Below are 21,394 nucleotides of genomic sequence, written 5' to 3'. Positions count from 1 at the left end.
GAGGGCTTATTCCGACTCGTCGGCCCCACCCGCGCGCGGCTGCGCACCGGTCAACGCCGCCGCGACCTGCTGGATCAGCACCTGCCGCACCCGCATCGGCGCGGTCGTGTCGCCGATCTGCACTGCGATCGCATAGCGGCGGCCATCCGGCGCGGTCAGCAGGCCGATGTCGTTGAACCCGGCGTTGCGGCTGCCCAGTTCCTGCCCGGTACCCGTCTTGTGCGCGAGCTGCCACCCCGCCGGGGTCGCGGCGCGGAGCCGCGCGTGGCCGGTGCGCGATGCCGCCATCGTATCGAGCAGGATGCGCGTCGAGGTCTCGCTCAGCAATTCGCCGCGCGCCAGCCGCGCCAGTGCCTCGACGATCGCGGCAGGCTGCGCGCCATCGGGCGGATTGTCGATATAGCGTTGCAGCGCGGCGCGGCGCAGCTCGGGATCGAGCCTGGCGCGCGCCGCCTCGAACCCGCGGCCCATCGCCATCGACTGGTTCCACGTCACCCCGGCGGTGCCGCTTTGGAGCAGTCGCTCGCCGGGACCGAAGCGGATGCCGGAAAGCCGCTTTTCCGCCAGGAAGCGTCGCACCGCCGCCGGACCGCCGACATAGGTGAGCAGCCGGTCGTTGGCGGTATTGTCGCTCTGCGTCAGCGCGCGCGTCATCAGCGCGGCCACCGTGGTGCGATATCCTGCGGTCGTGACCAGCGACGCGATCGGCTGGTGGAACAGGGTCAAATCGTCGCGGGTGACCAGCACCGGATCGTCGAGCTTCAGCCGCCCGGCGTCGCGCTGCCCCAGCACGGTCATCGCGACCCACAATTTGCTGACGCTCTGCTGCGGCAGGTAGAGTCCGCCGCCCTCCGACACGATCCAGTCCTCGTCGACCGCCTGGATTGCCGCGCCCGCCTTGCCGGGGAAACTTCGGATCAGCTGCGTCACGCGCGCCTGGAGCGCTCGCGGCGCCGACTTCGGGCGCGGCGGCGCGGGCGGCGGCACCGCGACCGACACCAGCGGTGGCGGCGGGGCAGCCGGGATCAGGGTCGAGCCAGCGCCCGCGCCGCACCCGGCGATCAGCAGCGACCAGCCGATCACCGAGGCGCGGTGCGCGAATGTCGTCTTGCCCATGTCCGCCGCTGCTACCCCTGCTTCGTCGGCCGGTGTGACGGGCGCGGGCGCGGGCGCATAGCCCCGCGACTCGCGGTTGCGACGACCGCCCGTGCCCATACGACGAATCGAGTCGGGCTCGCTCAACCGGCTGACCTCGTCGCGCTCACGGCACCAGCACGGTGTCGACCGGCGGGTCGCTCAGCTCGGGCCAGTCGAGCGTGTAGTGCAGCCCGCGGCTCTCGTGTCGGTGCAGTGCGGATCGCACGATCAGCTCGGCGGTCTGGAGAAGGTTGCGCAGCTCGATCAGGTCGGGGGTGACGCGGAAGTGGCCGTAATAATCCTCAACCTCGCTGCGCAGCAGGTCGATGCGATGCTGCGCGCGCTCCAGCCGCTTGGTGGTGCGCACGATGCCGACGTAATTCCACATGAAGCGCCGGATCTCGGTCCAGTTCTGCTTGATGACCACTTCCTCGTCGGAATCGGTCACGCGGCTTTCGTCCCAAGCGCGGATCACCGGCACGCCGGGCAATGTGTCCCAGCACTCCGCGATATGCCGCGCCGCCGCCTCGCCGAAGACGAAACATTCCAGCAGCGAATTGCTGGCCAGCCGGTTCGCGCCGTGCAGCCCCGATTGCGTGCACTCGCCCGCGGCATAGAGCCCGGGCAGATCGGTGCGCCCGTCGCGGTCGACCACGATCCCGCCGCAGGTATAATGCTGCGCCGGCACCACCGGGATCGGGGCGACGGTCATGTCGATCCCCAGTCCCTTCAGCTTTTCGTAGATGTTCGGGAAATGCCCGCGGACGAAATCGGCGGGCATGTGACTGATGTCGAGATGGACGAAATCGAGCCCGTAGCGCTTGATCTCGGCGTCGATCGCGCGCGCCACCACGTCGCGCGGCGCGAGTTCCAGCCGCTCCGCATCGTAATAGGGCATGAAGCGCTTGCCGGTGGTCGGATTGATGAGCCGCCCGCCCTCGCCACGCACCGCCTCGGTGATCAGGAAGTTCTTGACCTCCAGATGGTAGAGGCAGGTCGGGTGGAATTGCATGAACTCCATGTTCGCGACCCGCGCGCCCGCCCGCCACGCCATCGCGATCCCGTCGCCGGTCGCGCCGCGCGGTGCGGTGGAAAACAGGTACGTGCGCCCTGCCCCACCGGTCGCCAGGATCGTCGCGCGCGCGGTGTGCAGCCCGACGCGCCCGCTCTGCCGGTCGATCGCATAGACGCCCCACACATTGCCGGCGCCCGAATAGCGCTGCTCGTGGCGGCTGGTGGCCAAGTCGATCGCGACCTGGTCGGGGATCAGCGTAATGTTGGGGTGCGCCGCGGCGGCGCGTTGCAGCGCCTCCTGCACCGCCCAGCCCGTCGCGTCGGCGACATGGACGATGCGGCGATGCGAATGACCGCCCTCGCGCGTCAGGTGCAGCGCACCCGCTTCTTCCGCGAACGGCACGCCCAGCGCGCGCAGCCGTTCGATCGCCGCGGGCGCGCGCTCGACCACGAACTCGACGATCGCGCGGTCGTTCAGGCCGGCGCCGGCGACCATCGTGTCCTCGACATGATGCTCGAACGTGTCGCCGGGTTCGAGCACCGCGGCGATCCCGCCCTGCGCCCAGGCGGTCGACCCGTCGTTCAGCGCGCCCTTGGCGAGCACGGTCACCTTGAAGCGATCGGCGAGGTTGAGCGCAGCGGTCAGCCCGGCGGCGCCCGAGCCGACGATCAGCACATCGCTCTGCGTCATGCCGCAGCCCCGCGAATGTTGCGAATGTTGAGACGATGGCGGGGTTTTGCGGTCGGGGGGAAGCGGCACATGCTGATCCATGTGGCATAGATCGGGGTCTGTGGGACAGGTGTTTGCGCGCCCCTTTCGTCATTCCCGCGGAGGCGGGAATCCAGACGCGCAGGTTCTTGCAAGAGCCGCCAGGTCAGAGGTTCTGGATTCCCGCCTGCGCGGGAATGACGGAAGAGCGGTAACGTCAGCGCTTCTCCATCACCCGCGGCAATCGGTCGATCGGCTCGACCGAGACCCGCCGGAACCACGTCTCCGCGCCCTCCGACTGCAGCTGGATATGCCCGTGCGTCAGCGGGGTGCGTACGCCGTCCTTGCCGATCGTCGCCAGCCCCTCGACCACCATCACCGGCACGCCGTTAACGACATGCACCGCGCGGTCGCCGAGCACGTACAGGTCGAGCACGTTCCACTGCCCCGCCGGCCGCTCGGCATCGCGCGCGTTCTCGACGTTCCAGATCAGCGTGCCGTTGACGATTTCTACCGGGGTGCCGCCCAGGCGATAGCGCACCGGCGGCGAGATCAGCGTCGGGTCGAGCGCGGCGGTGGTGCGGATGCGCACGTCGCGCCCGACCGCCACCGCCATGCCGGTGGAGCCGGTCATGATCTCGAACTCCACCGATGGTTGCCACGTTCCGAACACCGCGCCGGGCGCACCGTGCGTATGGTAGAGCAGCCCGTTGTTGGACGCCTTGTCGGCGCGCGGTGCCCAGCGGCGGTCGCCCCAGCGGTATTCGAGGCGCAGGTGATAGTCGCGCAGGTCGGCATCATGGACGATCGCGCCCCAGGTCTGCCCCTTGACCCACAGCGCCGGCGCACCGTCGATCGTCTTCACCGCGACATCGCCGCCGGTCGGCCGCGATCGCCCGATCGGGGTCGCGCCGGGCTGGTCGCGATAGGTGACGGCGGGATCGGGATAGCCCAGCCACGTCGTCCAGCCGGTCAGGTCGCGGCGGTTGAACAGTTCGCGCATCGGCCCGGTCGGCCTGGGGACGTCGGTGAGGACCAGTGTCTGCGCGGCGGCGGGGGCGTCGCCGACGATCGCGCGGGCCTGGTCGACCGGCGACGGGGCGCTCGCCTGCGCCAGCGCGGCGGCGGCGGCCGCGAGCAGGATCGTTTTCATCGTATTCCCTCCCCGTCACCGGGGTGGGCATCGCAGGATTGGCGATGTTCTACAACGCGTTGATGGTCGCATATCGATCACGCGGAGCCGCGTAGACGACCTACGCTGAAGCCTCTCGCCTCAAAGGTATCGTGTCGTCGATCGAAGCCCCGGCTTCCGCCGGGGCGACGCGAGCCGCCACGCGTCGGCGTGGATCTTAGCCCGCGTTGGCCGCGCGAGTCAGGTTGAGGAACACGTCCTCCAGATCAGCTTCCTTGGTCGAGACGTCGACGATCCCGTAGCCGCCCGCCTGCACCGCGCCCAGCACCTCGCCCGCGTTCACGCGGTCCTTGGCAAAGGTGATCTCCAGCGTGCGCGTGCCCTTCAGCGCGACCTTCTCGAAACACACGTTCTGCGGCACCACGCCCACGTCGCGGTCGACCGTCACCGCGACGATCTTCTCCTGCGCCTTGCCGAGCAGCTCGGCGGTGGGCTCGTTGGCGATGACGCGGCCGTGGTTGATGATCGCGATGCGATCGCACAGTTCCTCGGCCTCTTCCAGATAGTGGGTCGTCAGCACCACCGTGACGCCTGCCTCGTTCAGGCTGCGCACATAGGTCCAGAGTTGCTGGCGCAGCTCGATGTCGACGCCGGCGGTCGGCTCGTCGAGCACCAGCACCGGCGGCTGGTGGACCATCGCCTTGGCCACCATCAACCGCCGCTTCATGCCCCCCGACAGCGTCCGGGCATAGGCGCGCGCCTTGTCCTCCAGATGCACCGCGCGCAGCAGCTCCATCGAGCGGCGCTCCTTCCTGGGCACGCCGTACAACCCGGCCTGGATCTCCAGCGTCTCCACGGGCGTGAAGAACGGGTCGAACAGGATCTCCTGATTGACGATCCCGATCGACGCCTTGGCGTTGCGCGGATGCGCGTCGATGTCGAAGCCCCAGATCGACGCCTTGCCGCTGGTCTTGTTGACCAGCCCGGCCAGAATGTTGATCAGCGTCGACTTGCCCGCGCCGTTTGGCCCGAGCAGGCCGAAGATGCTGCCGCGCGGCACGTCGAACGACACGCCGTCCAGCGCGCGCTTGGGCGCGCCACCCTTCACCCCGGCGTAGGTCTTGCACAGGTCGCGGATCGAGATCGCTGCTTCGGTCATGCGGGCCGGGATAGGCGTGCGGGACGCGGAAGCCAATAACACCGAGGATTGTTTCGTGGTGCCGCCCTTGCTAATCGCCTGCTCATGCGCCCGCCGTCCGAACTCGTCCGCACCTCCTCCGCCCGCGTCGCCTGCGACGGGGCGACCGACATTCCCGGCGGCGCGGCGCTCGGCCACCCGCGCGTGTGGTTGCAGATCGACGAGCTCGGCTATGTCGATTGCGGTTACTGCGACCGGCGCTTCGTGCTGATCGGCGGCCCGGCGGATGGCGCGGACCAGACGACGCTGCCCGACATTCCCGACGGCGCCAGCCCACAGTAGTATCGGCGCGGCCATGCGCCTATCTTGGGCGACATGACCGATCCCCGCTCCTTCCTCTACCGCGACACCCTTGACCCGGAAACGACGCTACGCGTCACCGCCGACGTGCTGGCGCGCACCGACGACGGCGAGCTGTTCCTGCAATATCGCAAGGCCGAGGCGTTCGGGTTCGACGACGGGCGCCTGAAGACCGCCAGCTACGACACGACCGCTGGCTTCGGCTTGCGCGCCGTGTCGGGCGAGATGACCGCCTTCGCGCACGCCAATGAACTGAGCGAAGCGGCGATCCGCCGTGCGGGCGCGACGATGGCGCTGATCGATCCCTCCACCCAGCCCCGCGCCGCTGCGCCGGCACGGACCAACCACCGCCTCTATACCGATGCCGATCCGCTCGACCTGGTGCCGTTCGCCGAGAAGGTGAACCTGTGCCAGACGATCGACGCCGCCGCCCGCGCGCGCGACCCGCGCGTGTCGCAGGTGTCGGTCGGGCTGTCGGGGACGTGGAGCGTGGTCGAGGTCGTGCGCCCGGACGGCTTCGTCGCCACCGACGTGCGCCCGCTCGTGCGACTGAACGTGTCGATCGTCGCGGAGGCGAACGGGCGGCGCGAGACCGGCTCGTTCGGGGTCGGCGGTCGCTATCTCTACGACCGGCTGATGACACCCGAGATGTGGAACAGGGCGATCGACGAGGCGCTGGCGCAGGCGCTGGTCAACCTGGAGGCGGTCGATGCGCCCGCGGGCGAGATGACGGTGCTGCTCGGCTCCGGCTGGCCGGGCGTGCTGCTCCACGAGGCGATCGGCCACGGGCTGGAGGGCGATTTCAACCGCAAGGGCACCTCGGCCTTTTCCGGCCGGATCGGCGAGCGCGTTGCGGCGTCCGGCGTCACGATCGTCGACGACGGCAGCATCGCCGACCGCCGCGGCTCGCTGACGATCGACGACGAGGGCACGCCCACGTCGGAGACGATCCTGATCGAGGACGGCATCCTCAAGGGCTATATGCAGGACCGGCTCAACGCGCGGCTGATGGGCGTCGCGCCGACCGGCAACGGTCGCCGCGAGAGCTTCGCGCATGCGCCGATGCCGCGCATGACCAACACCTTCATGAAAGCCGGGTGCGACGATCCCACCGAGCTGCTGACCCGCATGAAGAAGGGCATTTTCGCCAAGTCGTTCGGCGGCGGGCAGGTCGATATCGTCTCGGGCAAGTTCACCTTTTCCTGCACCGAGGCGTATCTGGTCGAGGACGGGAAGATCGGTGCGCCGATCAAGGGCGCGACGCTGATCGGCGACGGGCCGAGCGTGCTGACCAAGGTGCTGGGGGTCGGGCACGACTTCGCGCTCGATGAAGGGATCGGCGTGTGCGGCAAGGGCGGGCAGAGCGTCCCGGCCGGGGTCGGACAGCCGACGCTGCTGATCGACGGGCTGACGGTGGGCGGGACGGCTTAGAAGCCCGAGATCAGCATATCGAGCGCGATGCCGATCACATATTCGTCGTCGACCAGCGAGGCGACCGGCGATCGTAGCAGATTTGCCGGCACGACGGCGGCGAAATGGGTAAGCATCACCATCTTCTCGCCGACGATGTCGAACTCCGGATTCAGGCGACGGTCGGCGAGGGCGAGGTCATGTTCCCGGTTGGCAAGCGGCACGACGAACCGGCTGTTGAGCATGGAAAGCGTGTCGGATTGACAGTCCAACCAATATCCACCGTCGGGTGACGGATATACGTCGAACTTCGCCACTCAGAACATCCGATATTTTTCGAGCGGCAGGCCATTTTCCTCCACCCACTTGTTATTGGCCTCGATCCACGCACGGTTTTCTTCCGCCCACCGCCGGTTGCGCTCGTCGCTCGCCGCCTTGCGCAACGCAGCCTCGGTCACCTGCGACAGGTTGAGCCCCTGCTCCCGCGCGAACGCCACCACGCCCGTATCGAGCGACAGATTGACCGGCTTTCGCTTGCCGGAGACGATCGGATCGTGCTTCATGCGCGGACGCTATGCGCATCGCCCATGCGCGTCAACGTGGAGCACCGCTATGGCCAAGTTCTACCCCGCGCTCACCCCCGAGCATCGTGCGTTCGTCGCAAAGCAGCCGGTGTTCTTCGTCGCCACCGCCGCCCCCGACGCGCGCGTGAACCTCAGCCCCAAGGGGATGGACAGTTTTCGCGTGCTCGGCGACACCACCGTCGCCTATCTCGACGTCGCCGGATCGGGAAACGAGACCAACGCGCACCTGCTCGCCGATGGGCGGATCACGATCATGTTCTGCGCCTTCGACAATCCCGCGCTGATCTTCCGCATCTACGGCCGCGGGCGTCCCGTGCTGCCGCAGGACGACGACTGGTCCGATCTCGCCCAGCATTTCACGCTGCTGCCCGGCACGCGGCAGATCTTCGTCATCGCAGTCGACGAGGTGCAGACCTCGTGCGGCTGGGGCGTGCCGCATATGGGGTTCGAGCGCGAGCGCGACACGCTCAACAAATATCACGCGAGCACCGATGACGCGACGCGCTTCGGCAAATATGCGGTCCGCACGCATAGCATCGACGGGCTACCGGTGCGCAGCCCGACGCAGGTGCCCGCCTGATGGCGCTCGTCGAGCTCGGTCGCTACGACCGCAATCTCGCCAACATCCTGGTCGCGCGGCTGGAGAGCGACGGCATCCCCGCGCTCGCCTTCGACGGCGGCGCCAGCATCGCGGACGGCAGCTGGTTGCTGATCCCGGTCCGCGTCATGGTCGACGAGGATGATCTGAGCGCGGCGAAGGTCATCGCGGACGCTGCCTAAAAAAAAGGCACGCCTGCCGCGTTGCACAATTATTAACGTTCGTTAGGCCCTCTTACCCGCCCAGTCCCGTCTTGCCGTAACTGGCACGCCACTTGCGAAGTTCCCCGTCGGGACAAACGCAAAGGGGGCGCGATGAAGCTGGTCATAGCCATCATCAAACCGTTCAAGCTCGACGAGGTGCGCGAAGCGCTCACCACCGTCGGCGTGGCCGGGATGACCGTGTCGGAGGTGAAGGGGTTCGGTCGCCAGAAGGGGCAGACCGAAATCTACCGCGGCGCCGAATACAGCACCAACATGGTGCCCAAGATCAAGATCGAGGTCGTGTGCGCCAGCGACATCGCCGACCGCGTGGTCGAGGCGATCCAGGCCGCGGCGAATACCGGCGCGATCGGTGACGGCAAGATCTTCGTGCTCGACGTCGGCCAGGCCGTGCGGATCCGCACCGGCGAAACCGACGATACGGCATTGTGATGGGGGGACCGATGACGCTTTCCAGAAAGATTGCGGCCAAGAAGACCATGGCAGGCGCGGGGGCGCTGTTCGCCACGATGATGACCGCCGCGCCAGCGCTGGCGCAGGCTGCCGGACCGGCGCGCGCCCCTGCCGCCGATCTCGCCGCGACGATGGTCAACAAGGGCGACACCACGTGGATGCTGATCTCGGCAGCACTGGTGCTGATGATGTCGATCCCGGGCCTCGCCTTGTTCTACGGCGGCCTCGTCCGCACCAAGAACATGCTCAGCGTGCTGATGCAGGTGCTGATGATCGTCTCGGTCGCCAGCCTCGTCTGGGTCTGCTGGGGCTATTCGATGGCCTTCACCAGCGGCAACGCCTTCGTGGGCGGCTTCTCCAAGGCGTTTCTCGCCGGAGTCGGGCCGACGTCGGTCGCAGCGACCTTCTCGAACAACGTCTACATTCCCGAATATGCGTTCATCGCCTTCCAGATGACTTTCGCGTGCATCACGCCCGCGCTGATCGTCGGCGCGTTTGCGGAGCGGGTGAAGTTCACGCCGCTGCTGATCTTCGTCGTCCTCTGGCTGACGATCGTCTATTTCCCGATGGCGCACATGGTCTGGTACTGGGCGGGCCCGGATTTCCTGGCGGACGCACCGACCGACGCCGGGCTGCTGTATGGCTGGGGCGCGCTGGACTTCGCGGGCGGCACCGTGGTGCACATCAACGCCGGCATCGCAGGGCTTGTGGGCTGCCTCATCATCGGCAAGCGCCATGGCTACAAGTCGGAGCCGATGCCCCCGCACTCGCTGACCATGACCATGATCGGCGCCTCGCTGCTGTGGGTCGGCTGGTTCGGCTTCAACGCGGGCTCGAACCTGGAAGCGAACGGCGCCGCTGCGCTCGCCTTCATCAACACCTTCGTCGCCACCGCTGCCGCGGCGGTCGCCTGGGCGGTGATCGAGCAGATCGTCCACAAGAAGCCGTCGCTGCTGGGCGGCGTGTCGGGGGCGGTCGCGGGCCTCGTGGCGATCACGCCCGCTGCGGGGTTCGCCGCACCGATGACCTCGATCATCCTCGGCTTCGTCGCCAGCATCGTCTGCTTCTTCTTCGTCACCACGGTGAAGAACAAGCTCGGCTATGACGACACGCTCGACGTGTTCGGCGTCCACTGCGTCGGCGGGATCATCGGTGCGATCGGCACCGCGATCGTCGCCGACCCCGCGCTCGGCGGACAGGGCTGGATCGACTATACCAGCTTCCCGTCGGTCGCCGGCACGTACGACATGGCCGCGCAGATCGTCACGCAGATCAAGGCGGTCGTGCTGACGCTGGTACTGTCGGGCGGTGTCTCGGCGGTGCTGTTCTACGGGATCAAGGCCACGATCGGCCTGCGCGCTCCGCTCGAGGTCGAGGTCGAGGGTCTCGACATCAACGAACACGGCGAGCGCGCCTACAATTACTGACGATTTCGCGGGGTAGCGGCGGCGCTAACCGCTTCCCCGCCACCGATGTTCCTCCTGCGGACGACACCTCAAGGCCCGGCGCGGCAACGCGACTGGGCCCTTTTTTGCGCCCGCTGCACTGCAAGATGACACGCGTTCACGAAGGCGCTATATAAGAGTCCGGCGCCGGGTGATCCCGGACAGGCGAGACCCGGCTCCGAGAAGGAGAGAGGTCATGCAACTCACCAAAGACATCGCGCATCATGGGGCGGTCGCGGCGGGGCTCGCCGGGCTGTTCACCGCCGCCGTGCTCGGCGCGCAACTTGCCGCCACCGCCGTCATCAGCATCGGCGAACTACTGATCCGCTGACAGAACGCCCGCCGAACCTCGACCACCTACCCCGCTCCTGCACGAGCCCGTAGAAGCACGCGCGGCAAGTGGCGCGCGAAACATGCGCTTCGACACGCCCGGCGTGCCGGTCAGGAAGTCGGCGCGATCGTCCGGGCGCGGCGCCGCGTTACTTCGGCAGGCGGATCTCGAACAGCGTCGGCCAGCGCTTGCCGGTGACGAACAGACGCCGCGCCTTCGCGTCCCAGGCGATGCCGTTCGCCACTGCCTCCGGATCGCGCGCGCCCACCTCCGCGACGATTGCGCGCAGGTCGATCACCCGCGTCACCGCGCCGCTCCGCGGGTCGATCCGCACGATGAAGGGCTGGTGCCAGACGTTCGCCAGGATCGCGCCGTCGACCATCTCCAGCTCGTTGATCTGGTCGAGCGGCCGTCCGGCAAAGGTGACGGTGATCGTCCGGCGCACCGTCATCGTCGCCGGATCGTGGAAGAAGATCGTCGAACTCCCGTCCGAGCGGATCAGCGAGGTCGCATCGGACGTCAGACCCCAGCCCTCGCCGCTGTAGCGCATCGTGCCGAGCGGCTTCAGCGTCGCGGCGCTCCAGCGGTGCGCGACGCCGTCGTGCCACGTCAGGCTGACCGCCTGACCCTTCCACAGCGCCAGCCCCTCGCCGAACTGCGCCGCCGGAATCGTGCGCCGAAGGCGGATCTTGCCGGTCGCGAGATCAACGCGCCGCACGTCCGATCGCCCCTCCAGCCCGACGCTTTCGATCAGCGCCGCACCGTCCCACACCAGCCCTTCGGTGAACGCCTCGCGATCATGCGGGAAGCGTCGCACGATCACCGGGCTGACCAGACCCGGCTGCCGAGCGGCGGCCGGCGCGGCCTGCCCCGCGAGCGCCGGTGCGATGCCCGGCGATGCCGCCCCCATCGACGTGGCGAGGGCGAGAAGCGGAAGGAGGAACCGGCGCGACATGAGCCAGCGGTACGACGCTGTGCGACGCGGGGCAATCGCGATCGCCGCGCCGCACGTCGCTGGCCCGTGATCGAGCCGCAGGCGACTTACCCCGCCTTGGGCGTGCTCGCCGCTACTGCGCTGACCGTGGCGATGCCGTTGCCGTTGATCGACACCACCCAAGGCGTGCCGTCTTCGCACGTCGCGATCCAGCTCGGGTTGCCCCGCATCGCCGGCCCCGCCACCGATCGCGTCACGCCCTGACACGCGCGGCCCGCATCGCTGATCGCGCGAAACAGCACGCCGTTGCGCTCGTTTTCGTTCATCTGCTCGATCCGCGCCAGATAGGCGGTGCCGCTGCTGTTGCTGGCGGCGGCCTCCTGCGCCGCATCGGTGCTGTTCGATCCGCACGCGGCCAGCGACAGCGGCAGGATGGCGGCGATCACGGCGTGGCGAAGCATGGACGGACCCTCGACGATGGATATGCAGCCCCAACCGATTTCACTGCTTCGGGTTGCATCGCCGCTCGCTATGATGCCGCCACCTTCGGGGTCGAATCGTGAGGATCGAGTGATGCGTGGACGGGGGCCGGTCGGGCTGGTGGCGGCGTTGGCGATCCTCGCCCCGATGTTGTCCTCGTGCGGCGGCAGCGACGGCGCGACGCGCGCGAGCGCCAGCACGGGTGCCGGCGGCGCGGGCGGGACGACCGGCGTCGTCACGACGCCCGCCAACGGTTGCGCGCTGCGCGCCCGGCAGGACTGGGTGCTCGCGCAGATGAATGAATGGTACCTCTTCCCTGATCTGCTGCCCACGAACGTCGATCCGGGCACGTACACGACCGTCGACGCCTATCTCGATGCGCTGACCGTCAACGCGCGGGCGCAGCGTCGCGACCGCTTTTTCACCTATCTGACCTCGGTGGCCGAGGAGCGCGCCTATTACGAATCGGGCGCGACCGCCGGCATCGGCGTGCGGCTGGCGTTCGACGGCAGCAACCGCCTGTTCGTGACCGAGGCGTTCGAAGGCGGCCCGGCGCTGGCGGCCGGCGTCGACCGCGGGGCGCAGATCGTCGCGATCGGCTCCTCGACGACGACGCTGCGCCCGATCAGCGACATCCTGAGCACCGGCACTGCCGAGCTGGACCGCGTCCTCGACACGTCCACGCCCGGCACCACGCGCGTGCTGCGGATCACCGACGCGAGCGGCACGCGCGAGGTGACGGTGTCCAGCACCAACTACGCAGTGTCGCCGGTGTCGACCCGCTACGGCAGCAAGGTGATCGACGATAACGGCCGCAAGGTCGGCTACGTCAACCTGCGCACCTTCATCGACACCGCCGACGACCAGTTGCGCAGCGCCTTCGCCGGCTTTCGCGCGCAAGGCATCACGCAGGTGATCGTCGACCTGCGCTACAACGGCGGCGGGCTGCTGCGCACCGCGGAGACGTTCACCGACCTGCTCGGCGCCAACCGCTCCACGGGCGACGTGCAGGCGTATACGACGTTCCGCGCGTCGAAATCGTCGGAGAACGAGACGCGCCGCTTCGCACGCGAGGCGCAGGCGATCGCGCCGACGCGGGTGGCGTTCATCGGCACCGGGCAGACCGCTTCGGCCAGCGAATATGTCATCAACGCGCTGGTGCCGTACCTGCGCGGCGACCTCGCGCTGGTCGGTAGCAACACCTATGGCAAGCCGGTCGGGCAGATCGCGCTCGACAATCCGTCGTGCAGCGACGACCGGTTGCGCGTGATCGCCTTCGCGCTCCAGAACGCCGACCGGCAAGGCGATTATTACGACGGGCTCGCGACGAAGGTCGGCGCCACCTGTCAGGCGCCCGACGATTACACACGCCCGCTCGGCGACCCCAACGAGACATCGGTGCGCACTGCGCTCGACTGGCTGGCGGGGCGCGGCTGCACCCGCATCGGGGCCAGCGCGTCTGCGACGCGGATGACCGGGCTGTTCGAGGCGGGGCAACGCCCGGTCACCGCCGCCAACCCGACCGCCGCGCAGCGCGACATGCCCGGGCTGTTCTAGCCCGAAGCCTAGTCCTTCCAGCCCCAGTAGAGCTGCGCCGGCGGCACGTTCCACCATTCCATGTCATGGTCGATGCGGTGGAAGTGCGGCGCGATGAAGTCGCGGACCTTGGGGCTGAACTGATAGACCAGGAACGCGCCGCCGGTGCGGATCACGCGCTGCGTCGCCGCCGCGATCGCCGGGCCGACGCCGTCGGGCAGCGTCGAGAACGGCAGCCCCGACAGCACGTAGTCCGCCGCCTCATGCCCGTGGTCGGCGACGATCCGTTCCACGTCCGCCGCCGAGCCGTGCACCGCTACGAAGCGGGAGTCGGTGATCGTGTGGTCGAGGTAGCGGATGAAATCGGCATTGGTGTCGATCGCGATCAGCATCGCGTCGGGCGCCATCCTCTCCAGGATCGGGCGGCAGAAGGTACCGACGCCGGGGCCGTATTCCACGAACAGCTTGCAATTCGCCCAGTCGACCGGCCCCAGCATCTTGGCGATCAGCCGGTCCGACGACGGGATGATCGAGCCGACCATCACCGGGTGCTTCAGGAAGCCGGTGAAGAACATCTGCCACGGTCCGGGCACGCCGGCGGATTTGCTGCGGTCGCGCCGCACGGCGTCGGTGGAACTGGTCATGTGGAAAAAACGGCTCCCGAACCTGGTGTGATGACGATTTCGCGTCATCCGCATGACGAACGCCTTGCAGACGAAGCGGTTGCCATAGCCCGGTTGCGCGCCGCCCCCAAGCGCCTAATCGACGTTGCGGTGCGACCAGCGGGAGGCGGAACGATGCGGCGGGATGGCGACCGGAGCGGCGATGCGACCTTCGCGCTGCTGTTCACGGTCATGCTGACGATCGCGGCGGGCAACACCGCGCTGCAATCGGTGCTGCCCGCGCTCGGCCGCTCGCTGGGGGTGCGCGATGCGGAAGTGGCGCTCGCCTTCTCGATCTCGGCGCTGCTGTGGGTGCTCGCCGCGCCGTTCTGGGCGCATCGCTCGCACCGCCACGGGCGCCGCGCGATGATCCAGCTCGGGCTGGCCGGCTATGCGATCAGCCTGACCTTGTGCGGCGCGTTTCTCGTCGCTGGCATCAACGGCTGGATCGGCGGCGCGGCGGCGTTCGCGCTCTTCATCCTGGGCCGCATGATCTACGGCGTGCTCGGCGCCGCCGCGCCGCCGGCGGTGCAGGCGTTGGTCGCGTCACGCACCACGCGCGACGAGCGGACGAAGGCGCTGACCCTGCTCGCCTCGGCGTTCGGGCTGGGGACGATCCTCGGCCCGGCGCTCGCCCCCTATCTGGTGCTCGGGCATGTGGGGCCGGTGGCGATCGGGCTGGCGGGGCCGGGGTTCGTCTTCGCGCTGTTCGGGGTGGCGATGCTGATCGCGGTGCTGCGCCGCCTGCCTGACGACCGCCCTGCTCCTTATGGGACCGACACCGACGACGCGCACGGCGCCGCCACCGCCTATCCGTCGATCGGCGGGCAGTCGTCGGGGGCCAGCGTCACCGCCGCCACCGCTTCGCCGGGCGCGCGGATCGGGATGTTCGACGCGCGCATCCGCGGCTGGACGGTCGCCGGGCTAGTGATGGCGCATGCGCAGGCGATGACGGGCCAGGTGATCGGCTTCCTCGTGATCGACCGGCTCGCGCTGCCGCCCGCCGAGGCGCTGGGGCCGACCGGGCTCGTGCTGATGATGGGCGCGGGCGCGGCGCTGCTCGCGCAATGGGGGCTGATCCCGCTCCTCAACCTGCGCCCGCGCGCGCTGGTGCTCGTCGGGCTGGCGCTGGCGGCGGCGGGCACGCTGCTGACCGGCCGCGCGACGACGCTGCCGTCGATCGCCACCGCCTATGCGCTCGCCAGCCTCGGTTTCGGCTTCGTCCGCCCCGGCTTCACCGCCGGATCAAGCCTGGCGGTCGGCCCCGAGTTGCAGGCGTCGGTCGCGGGCAAGGTGACCAGCATCAGTGGCGCGGGGTTTGTGCTCGGCCCGTCGCTCGGCGTCGCGCTGTACGGCGTGGCCGTGCCGCTGCCGTACACGGTCGCGGGGCTGGCGTGCGCGTTGCTGCTGGTCTTGGGGTGGCGCGGATTGCATGACGCCTGATCCTCAGCGGCAACCGACAGCGGCCAAAAATGCGGCCGCTTTCCCTTGACCTGCAACCATCCACCACCGTTCGTGCTGAGCCTGTCCTAGGGCATGCCCAGCGGCACGCGCTTCGACAGGGTCAGCACCACGGTCCATGGATCGGCCGGGCCGGAAGTGGTCAGACCTCCTTGCCCCCTGGCCGCGCCGTCAGCTGACCCGGCGTGATGAAGCCGATCGGCTGGATCGCATTCGCCTCCTGCTTCAGCCGCGCCGCCATCTGCTCGTAATCGCGCTCCACCTCCGGGGTGACGCTCGCGCGGCTTTCCTCGATCGCGCGCTCGAAATGCGCCATCCGCACCTCGCGTAGGTCCATCGACTCGCGCAGTGCGATCAACCCGGCGCGCCGCACCACATCCTCCAGGTCGGCGCCGGTGAACCGCTCCGCCCGCGCCGCGATCGCGTCCAGATCGACATCGGCGGCCAGCGGCATCTTCTGCGTCTGGATGTCGAGGATCCGCCGCCGCCCTTCGACGCTCGGCACCCCGACATAGATCAGCTCGTCGAACCGCCCCGGCCGCAGCAACGCCGGATCGACCAGGTTCGGCCGGTTGGTCGCGCCGATCACCACCACAGATTGCAGCTCCTCCAGCCCGTCCATCTCGGCCAGGATCGTGTTCACCACCCGCTCGGTCACCTGCGGTTCGCCCAGCCCGCCGCCGCGCGCCGGCACCAGTGAATCGAGCTCGTCGATAAAGATCACCGTCGGCGCCACCTGCCGTGCGCGCTGGAACAGCCGCGCGATCTGCTGCTCGCTCTCGCCATACCATTTGCTCAGCAGGTCGCTCGACTTGGTCGCGATGAAGTTCGCCTGCGCCTCGCGCGCCACCGCCTTGGCGAGCAGCGTCTTGCCGGTGCCGGGCGGGCCATAGAGCAGGAAGCCCTTCGCCGGGCGGATGCCGAGCCGCCGGAAGGCGTCGGGGTTCTTCAGCGGCAGCTCGACGCCCTCCTTCAGCCGCATCTGCGCATCGTCCAGCCCGCCGACGTCGGACCATTTGGTCGTCGGCGCCTGCACCATCACTTCGCGCATCGCGCTCGGCTGCACGCGCTTCAGCGCCTCGGTGAAGTCCTCGCGCGTCACCGCAAGCGTATCCAGCACCTCGGGCGGTACGGTGCGGTCCTCCAGGTTCAGCTTCGGCATGATCCGCCGTACCGCCTCGATCGCCGCCTCGCGGGTCAGCGCCGCCATGTCCGCCCCGACGAAGCCGAAGGTCTGCCGCGCCAGCTCGTTCAGGTCGACACGGTCGCCCAGCGGCATGCCGCGTGTGTGGATGCCCAGGATCTCGCGCCGTCCGCGCTCGTCAGGGACGCCGACGATGATCTCGCGGTCGAACCGGCCCGGCCGCCGCAGCGCCTCGTCGATCGCCTCCGGCCGGTTGGTCGCCGCGATCACCACCAGATTGGCGCGCGCCTCCAGCCCGTCCATCAGCGTCAGCAGTTGCGCGACGACACGCTTTTCCGCCTCGCCTGACACTTGACCCCGCTTGGGTGCGATCGAGTCGATCTCGTCGATAAAGACGATCGACGGCGCGGCCTTGCTCGCCTCCTCGAACACCTGCCGCAGCCGCTGTTCGGACTCGCCATAAGCGGAGCCCATGATCTCCGGCCCGTTGATCAGGAAGAATTGCGCGTCCGATTCGTTAGCGACGGCACGCGCCAGCCGCGTCTTGCCGGTGCCGGGTGGTCCGTGCAGCAGCACGCCCTTGGGCGGATCGACGCCCAGCCGCTGGAAGAGTTCGGGATAGCGCAGCGGCAGCTCGACCATCTCGCGCAACTGGTCGATCGTCCCGGCCATACCGCCGATATCGTCATAGGTGACGTCGGCGCGCCGCGCCGCCTGCGGCTCCTCATATTCGGCGCGCAGCTCGACCTCCGTATTCTCGTCGATGTGCACGACGCCCTTGGGGCTCGCCGACACGACCAGCAGGCGGATCTCCTGCAATGCGTAAGCGGGCGCATTGACGTAGCGCTCCATGCCCGGCGGCATGTTCTGCACGCGCTGGTGCCCGGCGGTCGCGACGATATCGCCTGCGCACAGCGGGCGGCCGAAGAAGGTGCGCTTCAGCGCGTTGGTCGATCCTTGCAGGCGCAGGTTCTGCTGCGCGGGGGCAAACACCACCCGAGTCGCCGCCTTCGACTCGGCGCGCTTGACCTCGACGAAATCGCCCGATCCGACGCCGGCGTTGGCGCGCTGCAACCCGTCGATGCGGACCAGCTCCAGTCCCTCGTCCTCGGCATAGGGGCCGATCGCGCGTGCCGGCGTGGTCTTCTTGCCGACGATCTCCACCACGTCGCCATCGGTGATCCCCAGCGCGGCGAACACCGCGCGCGGCAAATGCGCGACGCCGCGCCCGCTGTCCTCGGGGCGCGCGTTGGCGACCTGCAACTTCACCAATTTGTCGTCGGCATCCGCCATGTCGATCCTTTCCACGCGGTCGTCCGCGGAGCGCAGGAGATAGGGCGCCGGTTCCGCATTGCGAGCCCGCGCCTTGATCGACGATGCACGAAAAAAAGGCCAGCCCCAGAGGGCCGGCCGTTTGAAAGTTTTTAGGAGAGGATGCCTGAAAGGCCCGCCCTATGTGCCGCTGACCCATGTTCTTCGCAAGTGCGAAATGATAGCGCTATGGTTGCACATTGTGCAATCGTACCGGCGATAGCGGTTGCGTCGGCAACGAGATGTTGCATGATGCAGCGCAATAGCGACATTGGACCTGCCATGCGTCGGCTTCCTCCCCTTACTGCCATCGAAGCCTTCGTTGCGGTTGCGCGGCTGGGATCGATCAAGGCCGCGGCGCAGGAGCTCGCGCTATCGCCCCCGGCGCTCAGCCGGCGCATCCAGACGCTGGAGCGCTTCATCGCGCGCCCGCTGTTCGATCGTCGCCACCAGGCGATGGTGCCCAATGCCGATGGCGAGCGGCTGCTCGCGGCGATCGCGCCGGCGCTGGACGGCATGTCCGACGCGATCGAGGGGATGAGCAGCGGCACCGACGTGCTGCGGCTGCGGTTGGGGGTGTTGCCGCTCTATGCGTCGCAGCGGCTGTTCCCGCGGCTGGGCGAGCTGCGCGCCGCGCATCCGGAACTCCATCTCGACATCGACACGGGCGGCAATGCGCTGGCGCGGCTCGGCGAGGGACTGGACGCAGTGATCGTCGTCGCGCGCGATATAGATCCGATGCTGTATTCGGAACGGCTCGACCGCAACATGGTCTATCCGATCGGTGCGCGCGGCTTGCTGGAAGGGCCGAACCCGCTGCGCGATCCCGAGCAGATGCGCGAGCACAGCGTGCTGCTCCACCGCGACATGCCCGACACGTTCGCCGCCTGGAGCCAGGCGGCGGGCTATCCGGGGATGGAGCCGGTCGCGATCGACTATTTCGACACCGGCGTGCTGATCCTCGAAGCCGCGGCGCAGGGTCTGGGCGTGGCCTTCATGCACGAAAACCATTTCCAGGACGCCAACGACCCGCGGCTGGTGCGGCTGTTCGACATCGAGGTGACCAGCCCGTACAGTTACTGGTTCGCGTGCCGCCCGCGCGCGCTCCAGACCAAGCCGGTAAAGATCTTCCGCGACTGGCTGATCCGCACGTTGCGCGAGGGGTAAGCCGCTCCCCCCCGGCGTTCCGCGTCGGCGCGGATCCCGAACCGCTGACGTTTCGGCCCCTTCGAAAGCCTGCCACCTCCGCGGAGATGACGTGGCGATGGGCACATTCCGTCTTCGCTGTCCGGGGCCGACCCACGCCGGCCCGCCCCGACGCCGGTCGCGCCGGGGCGGCGAAGTCGGATCAGGAAGCCTTCATCGTCACGATCTTGCCCGGGTTCGCGGGCGGCTCGCCCTTGGGCAGCGCGTCGATCAGTTCCATGCCCTCGGTCACCTCGCCCCACACGGTATACTGGCCGTCCAGGAAGCGCGCGTCGTCGAAGCAGATGAAGAACTGCGAATTGGCGCTGTTCGGATCCATCGTCCGCGCCATCGAGCAGGTGCCGCGCACGTGCGGTTCCTTGTTGAATTCCTGCTTCAGGTTCGGCTTGGACGACCCGCCGGTGCCGTTGTGGTTCCCGCCGTCGCCGCCCTGCGCCATGAAGCCGGGGATCACGCGGTGGAACGGTACGCCGTCGTAGAAGCCTTCGTTGGCCAGCTCGGCGATGCGCTTGACGTGCTCGGGCGCCAGGTCGGGGCGCAGCTTGATCGTCACGTCGCCGCCGTCCAGCGTCATCGTCAGCGTCGAATAGGTATCGGTCACGGGCAGTTCCTTTCTTGCCGTATGCGCGCGCCCCTACCGGTCCCGCGCCCGGGTGGCAAATGCATGACGCCCGCGCTAGGTGCCGAGGAGTCGCGACGCAACGAGGGAGCCGGCACATGAGCGAGACCGAGCTGCCCGAGGTCTATGACGAGCAGGAGGACCGGCTGGACGAGGACGACCGGTTGAAGCCTGAGTTCGTCCGCGCGGTGCTCGACGCGGTCGAGGCCGGCGACGTGGCCGAGGCGCATGCGCTGGTCGAGCCGCTTCACCCCGCCGACGTTGCCGACCTGTTCGAGCTGACTCCCGAGGATTGCCGCCGCGCGCTGGCCGCTGCGATCAGCGACCTGCTCGACGCCGACGTTTTCGCGGAAATGAACGATTACGTCCGCGAGGCGCTGATCGACGCGCTCGACGCGCGGCAGGTCGCGGACATCGCCAGCGAACTCGATACCGACGACGCGGTCGCGATCATCGAGGACATGGAGCCGGAGGACCAGCGCGAGGTCCTGCGCGCGATGGAGCCCGACGATCGCGCCGCGATCGAGGAGGCGCTGTCCTATCCCGAGGAATCCGCCGGTCGCCTGATGCAGCGCGATTTGGTCGCGGTGCCCGAACATTGGACGGTCGGCGACGTGCTCGACTATCTGCGCGCCGACGAGACGCTGACCACCGACTTCTGGGAAATCTTCGTCGTCGATCCCACTCACGAGCCGGTCGGCACCTGCTCATTGAGCTGGATCCTGCGCACCCCGCGCAGCATCGCGATCGCCGACGTCATGCAGCGCGAACAGACGCTAATCCCGGTCGACATGGACCAGGAAGAGGTCGCGCTGCGCTTCCAGAAATATGCGCTGATCTCCGCGGCGGTCGTCGACGGATCGGGGCGGCTGGTGGGCATGATCACCGTCGACGACGTCGTCCACATCATCCAGCAGGAAGCGGGCGAGGACGCGCTGCGGCTGTCCGGCGCGGGTGAAGGCGACATCAACGAGCCGATCCGTTTCACCGTGCGCACGCGGCTGACGTGGCTGCTCATCAACCTGCCGACCGCGATGCTGGCGGCGACGGTCGTCGGGCTGTTCGACGAACGGATCGCGCGCTTTGCGGTGCTGGCGCAGTTGATGGGGATCGTCAGCGGGATGGGCGGCAATGCCGGCACCCAGACGCTGGCGGTGGTCGTCCGCGCGCTCGCCACCAACCAGCTGACCGGATCGAACACGGTGCGCATGATCGTGCGCGAGCTGCGCATCGCGGCGAGCAACGGGCTGGGCCTGGGGCTGCTGGTCGGCGTCGGCTCCTACCTCTGGTTCGGCAATCCGGCGCTGGCGATGGTGTTCGGGCTGGCGCTCTTCATCAACAACATCGTCGCAGGGCTGGCCGGCGTGCTGGTGCCGGTGACGCTCGACCGCTTCGATGTCGACCCGGCGGTGGCGTCGTCGGTGTTCGTGACGACGTGCACCGACTCGCTGGGGTTCTTCACCTTCCTGGGGCTGGCGGCCTTGTGGGGGCTGGGGGGATAGTCACGCC

The 21,394-nt window shown here is 68.5% G+C and carries 22 protein-coding genes; 11 read left to right on the top strand and 11 right to left on the bottom strand.

Features of this window, described 5'->3' with window-relative positions:
* Positions 1-6: 6 nt before the first annotated feature.
* The 4 genes from J2Y58_RS10540 to J2Y58_RS10525 all read right to left on the bottom strand — a co-directional run bounded on the left by J2Y58_RS10540 (position 7) and on the right by J2Y58_RS10525 (position 5,151).
* Positions 7-1,116, bottom strand: coding sequence for a serine hydrolase (locus tag J2Y58_RS10540; protein WP_310102618.1), 1,110 nt, complete (start codon positions 1,114-1,116; stop codon positions 7-9).
* Between the two features lie 145 nt (positions 1,117-1,261).
* The gene (nadB, locus tag J2Y58_RS10535) at positions 1,262-2,842 is read right to left on the bottom strand and encodes an L-aspartate oxidase (RefSeq protein ID WP_310102611.1); all 1,581 of its coding nucleotides are present in this window, start codon (positions 2,840-2,842) and stop codon (positions 1,262-1,264) included.
* Positions 2,843-3,077: 235 nt separating this feature from the next.
* Positions 3,078-4,013, bottom strand: coding sequence for a DUF1080 domain-containing protein (locus J2Y58_RS10530; RefSeq protein WP_310102609.1), 936 nt, complete (start codon positions 4,011-4,013; stop codon positions 3,078-3,080).
* A gap of 196 nt (positions 4,014-4,209) precedes the next feature.
* Entirely contained in the window at positions 4,210-5,151 is a 942-nt protein-coding gene (locus J2Y58_RS10525; RefSeq protein ID WP_310102606.1) for an ABC transporter ATP-binding protein, read from the bottom strand.
* An 84-nt stretch (positions 5,152-5,235) separates the two neighbouring features.
* On the opposite strand from J2Y58_RS10525, the gene J2Y58_RS10520 reads away from it, so the two are divergent.
* A complete protein-coding gene (locus tag J2Y58_RS10520) occupies positions 5,236-5,472 on the top strand; it encodes a zinc-finger domain-containing protein (protein WP_310102604.1) in 237 nt (78 codons plus the stop codon).
* Between the two features lie 33 nt (positions 5,473-5,505).
* A complete protein-coding gene (gene tldD, locus J2Y58_RS10515) occupies positions 5,506-6,921 on the top strand; it encodes a metalloprotease TldD (protein WP_310102601.1) in 1,416 nt (471 codons plus the stop codon).
* Here tldD and J2Y58_RS10510 read toward each other — a convergent pair.
* Positions 6,918-7,217, bottom strand: coding sequence for a CcdB family protein (locus J2Y58_RS10510; RefSeq protein ID WP_310102599.1), 300 nt, complete (start codon positions 7,215-7,217; stop codon positions 6,918-6,920). The genes tldD and J2Y58_RS10510 overlap by 4 nt on opposite strands.
* On the bottom strand, positions 7,218-7,463 hold the full coding sequence (locus J2Y58_RS10505; RefSeq protein ID WP_310102596.1) for a type II toxin-antitoxin system CcdA family antitoxin: 246 nt from the start codon (positions 7,461-7,463) through the stop codon (positions 7,218-7,220).
* A gap of 49 nt (positions 7,464-7,512) precedes the next feature.
* Between J2Y58_RS10505 and J2Y58_RS10500 the strand changes: the two genes are divergently transcribed.
* From J2Y58_RS10500 to J2Y58_RS10480, 5 genes are all read left to right on the top strand, one after another.
* The gene (locus J2Y58_RS10500) at positions 7,513-8,064 is read left to right on the top strand and encodes a pyridoxamine 5'-phosphate oxidase family protein (RefSeq protein ID WP_310102594.1); all 552 of its coding nucleotides are present in this window, start codon (positions 7,513-7,515) and stop codon (positions 8,062-8,064) included.
* The gene (locus J2Y58_RS10495) at positions 8,064-8,264 is read left to right on the top strand and encodes a DUF2007 domain-containing protein (protein WP_310102592.1); all 201 of its coding nucleotides are present in this window, start codon (positions 8,064-8,066) and stop codon (positions 8,262-8,264) included. Before J2Y58_RS10500 ends, J2Y58_RS10495 begins: the two co-directional genes overlap by 1 nt.
* A 132-nt stretch (positions 8,265-8,396) precedes the next feature.
* Complete coding sequence (locus J2Y58_RS10490) at positions 8,397-8,735, top strand: P-II family nitrogen regulator (protein WP_028967359.1); 339 nt, start codon at positions 8,397-8,399, stop codon at positions 8,733-8,735.
* Positions 8,736-8,782: 47 nt separating this feature from the next.
* Positions 8,783-10,183, top strand: coding sequence for an ammonium transporter (locus J2Y58_RS10485; protein WP_310103061.1), 1,401 nt, complete (start codon positions 8,783-8,785; stop codon positions 10,181-10,183).
* A gap of 214 nt (positions 10,184-10,397) precedes the next feature.
* Positions 10,398-10,532, top strand: coding sequence for a hypothetical protein (locus J2Y58_RS10480; RefSeq protein ID WP_310102588.1), 135 nt, complete (start codon positions 10,398-10,400; stop codon positions 10,530-10,532).
* A 148-nt stretch (positions 10,533-10,680) separates the two neighbouring features.
* On the opposite strand, the gene J2Y58_RS10475 is transcribed toward J2Y58_RS10480, so the two are convergent.
* A complete protein-coding gene (locus tag J2Y58_RS10475) occupies positions 10,681-11,487 on the bottom strand; it encodes a glutaminyl-peptide cyclotransferase (RefSeq protein ID WP_310102586.1) in 807 nt (268 codons plus the stop codon).
* An 86-nt stretch (positions 11,488-11,573) separates the two neighbouring features.
* Entirely contained in the window at positions 11,574-11,927 is a 354-nt protein-coding gene (locus J2Y58_RS10470; RefSeq protein ID WP_310102583.1) for a hypothetical protein, read from the bottom strand.
* 112 nt (positions 11,928-12,039) lie between these two features.
* Between J2Y58_RS10470 and J2Y58_RS10465 the strand changes: the two genes are divergently transcribed.
* Positions 12,040-13,503, top strand: a complete 1,464-nt coding sequence (locus tag J2Y58_RS10465; RefSeq protein ID WP_310102580.1) for a S41 family peptidase — start codon at positions 12,040-12,042, stop codon at positions 13,501-13,503.
* A gap of 8 nt (positions 13,504-13,511) precedes the next feature.
* Here the strand turns inward: J2Y58_RS10465 and J2Y58_RS10460 are convergent, their stop codons facing one another.
* Complete coding sequence (locus J2Y58_RS10460; protein ID WP_310102577.1) at positions 13,512-14,126, bottom strand: methyltransferase; 615 nt, start codon at positions 14,124-14,126, stop codon at positions 13,512-13,514.
* 153 nt (positions 14,127-14,279) lie between these two features.
* On the opposite strand from J2Y58_RS10460, the gene J2Y58_RS10455 reads away from it, so the two are divergent.
* Complete coding sequence (locus J2Y58_RS10455; protein ID WP_310102574.1) at positions 14,280-15,587, top strand: MFS transporter; 1,308 nt, start codon at positions 14,280-14,282, stop codon at positions 15,585-15,587.
* Between the two features lie 160 nt (positions 15,588-15,747).
* Here the strand turns inward: J2Y58_RS10455 and J2Y58_RS10450 are convergent, their stop codons facing one another.
* On the bottom strand, positions 15,748-18,042 hold the full coding sequence (locus tag J2Y58_RS10450; protein ID WP_310103058.1) for a CDC48 family AAA ATPase: 2,295 nt from the start codon (positions 18,040-18,042) through the stop codon (positions 15,748-15,750).
* 300 nt (positions 18,043-18,342) lie between these two features.
* Here J2Y58_RS10450 and J2Y58_RS10445 point away from each other — a divergent pair, with 300 nt between their 5' ends.
* Entirely contained in the window at positions 18,343-19,227 is an 885-nt protein-coding gene (locus tag J2Y58_RS10445; protein WP_310102571.1) for a LysR substrate-binding domain-containing protein, read from the top strand.
* A gap of 181 nt (positions 19,228-19,408) precedes the next feature.
* Here the strand turns inward: J2Y58_RS10445 and J2Y58_RS10440 are convergent, their stop codons facing one another.
* Entirely contained in the window at positions 19,409-19,840 is a 432-nt protein-coding gene (locus tag J2Y58_RS10440; protein WP_310103055.1) for a peptidylprolyl isomerase, read from the bottom strand.
* Positions 19,841-19,983: 143 nt separating this feature from the next.
* Here J2Y58_RS10440 and mgtE point away from each other — a divergent pair, with 143 nt between their 5' ends.
* On the top strand, positions 19,984-21,387 hold the full coding sequence (gene mgtE / locus J2Y58_RS10435; RefSeq protein ID WP_310102568.1) for a magnesium transporter: 1,404 nt from the start codon (positions 19,984-19,986) through the stop codon (positions 21,385-21,387).
* Positions 21,388-21,394 lie beyond the last annotated feature (7 nt).

The sequence above is a fragment of the Sphingomonas sp. BE138 genome (assembly GCF_031456125.1).
GTDB lineage: Bacteria > Pseudomonadota > Alphaproteobacteria > Sphingomonadales > Sphingomonadaceae > Sphingomonas.
Note: the sequence above shows the minus strand (reverse complement) of the source record. Positions and strands in the feature narration are given on the sequence as shown.

What these genes read in the sequence shown, in the direction of transcription:
- J2Y58_RS10540 (WP_310102618.1), bottom strand. Translation starts at nt 1,116, where the DNA reads ATGGGCAAGACGACATTCGCGCACCGCGCCTCGGTGATCGGCTGGTCG.
- nadB (WP_310102611.1), bottom strand. Translation starts at nt 2,842, where the DNA reads ATGACGCAGAGCGATGTGCTGATCGTCGGCTCGGGCGCCGCCGGGCTG.
- J2Y58_RS10530 (WP_310102609.1), bottom strand. Translation starts at nt 4,013, where the DNA reads ATGAAAACGATCCTGCTCGCGGCCGCCGCCGCCGCGCTGGCGCAGGCG.
- J2Y58_RS10525 (WP_310102606.1), bottom strand. Translation starts at nt 5,151, where the DNA reads ATGACCGAAGCAGCGATCTCGATCCGCGACCTGTGCAAGACCTACGCC.
- J2Y58_RS10520 (WP_310102604.1), top strand. Translation starts at nt 5,236, where the DNA reads ATGCGCCCGCCGTCCGAACTCGTCCGCACCTCCTCCGCCCGCGTCGCC.
- tldD (WP_310102601.1), top strand. Translation starts at nt 5,506, where the DNA reads ATGACCGATCCCCGCTCCTTCCTCTACCGCGACACCCTTGACCCGGAA.
- J2Y58_RS10505 (WP_310102596.1), bottom strand. Translation starts at nt 7,463, where the DNA reads ATGAAGCACGATCCGATCGTCTCCGGCAAGCGAAAGCCGGTCAATCTG.
- J2Y58_RS10500 (WP_310102594.1), top strand. Translation starts at nt 7,513, where the DNA reads ATGGCCAAGTTCTACCCCGCGCTCACCCCCGAGCATCGTGCGTTCGTC.
- J2Y58_RS10495 (WP_310102592.1), top strand. Translation starts at nt 8,064, where the DNA reads ATGGCGCTCGTCGAGCTCGGTCGCTACGACCGCAATCTCGCCAACATC.
- J2Y58_RS10490 (WP_028967359.1), top strand. Translation starts at nt 8,397, where the DNA reads ATGAAGCTGGTCATAGCCATCATCAAACCGTTCAAGCTCGACGAGGTG.
- J2Y58_RS10485 (WP_310103061.1), top strand. Translation starts at nt 8,783, where the DNA reads ATGGCAGGCGCGGGGGCGCTGTTCGCCACGATGATGACCGCCGCGCCA.
- J2Y58_RS10480 (WP_310102588.1), top strand. Translation starts at nt 10,398, where the DNA reads ATGCAACTCACCAAAGACATCGCGCATCATGGGGCGGTCGCGGCGGGG.
- J2Y58_RS10475 (WP_310102586.1), bottom strand. Translation starts at nt 11,487, where the DNA reads ATGTCGCGCCGGTTCCTCCTTCCGCTTCTCGCCCTCGCCACGTCGATG.
- J2Y58_RS10470 (WP_310102583.1), bottom strand. Translation starts at nt 11,927, where the DNA reads ATGCTTCGCCACGCCGTGATCGCCGCCATCCTGCCGCTGTCGCTGGCC.
- J2Y58_RS10465 (WP_310102580.1), top strand. Translation starts at nt 12,040, where the DNA reads ATGCGTGGACGGGGGCCGGTCGGGCTGGTGGCGGCGTTGGCGATCCTC.
- J2Y58_RS10460 (WP_310102577.1), bottom strand. Translation starts at nt 14,126, where the DNA reads ATGACCAGTTCCACCGACGCCGTGCGGCGCGACCGCAGCAAATCCGCC.
- J2Y58_RS10455 (WP_310102574.1), top strand. Translation starts at nt 14,280, where the DNA reads ATGCGGCGGGATGGCGACCGGAGCGGCGATGCGACCTTCGCGCTGCTG.
- J2Y58_RS10450 (WP_310103058.1), bottom strand. Translation starts at nt 18,042, where the DNA reads ATGGCGGATGCCGACGACAAATTGGTGAAGTTGCAGGTCGCCAACGCG.
- J2Y58_RS10445 (WP_310102571.1), top strand. Translation starts at nt 18,343, where the DNA reads ATGCGTCGGCTTCCTCCCCTTACTGCCATCGAAGCCTTCGTTGCGGTT.
- J2Y58_RS10440 (WP_310103055.1), bottom strand. Translation starts at nt 19,840, where the DNA reads ATGACGCTGGACGGCGGCGACGTGACGATCAAGCTGCGCCCCGACCTG.
- mgtE (WP_310102568.1), top strand. Translation starts at nt 19,984, where the DNA reads ATGAGCGAGACCGAGCTGCCCGAGGTCTATGACGAGCAGGAGGACCGG.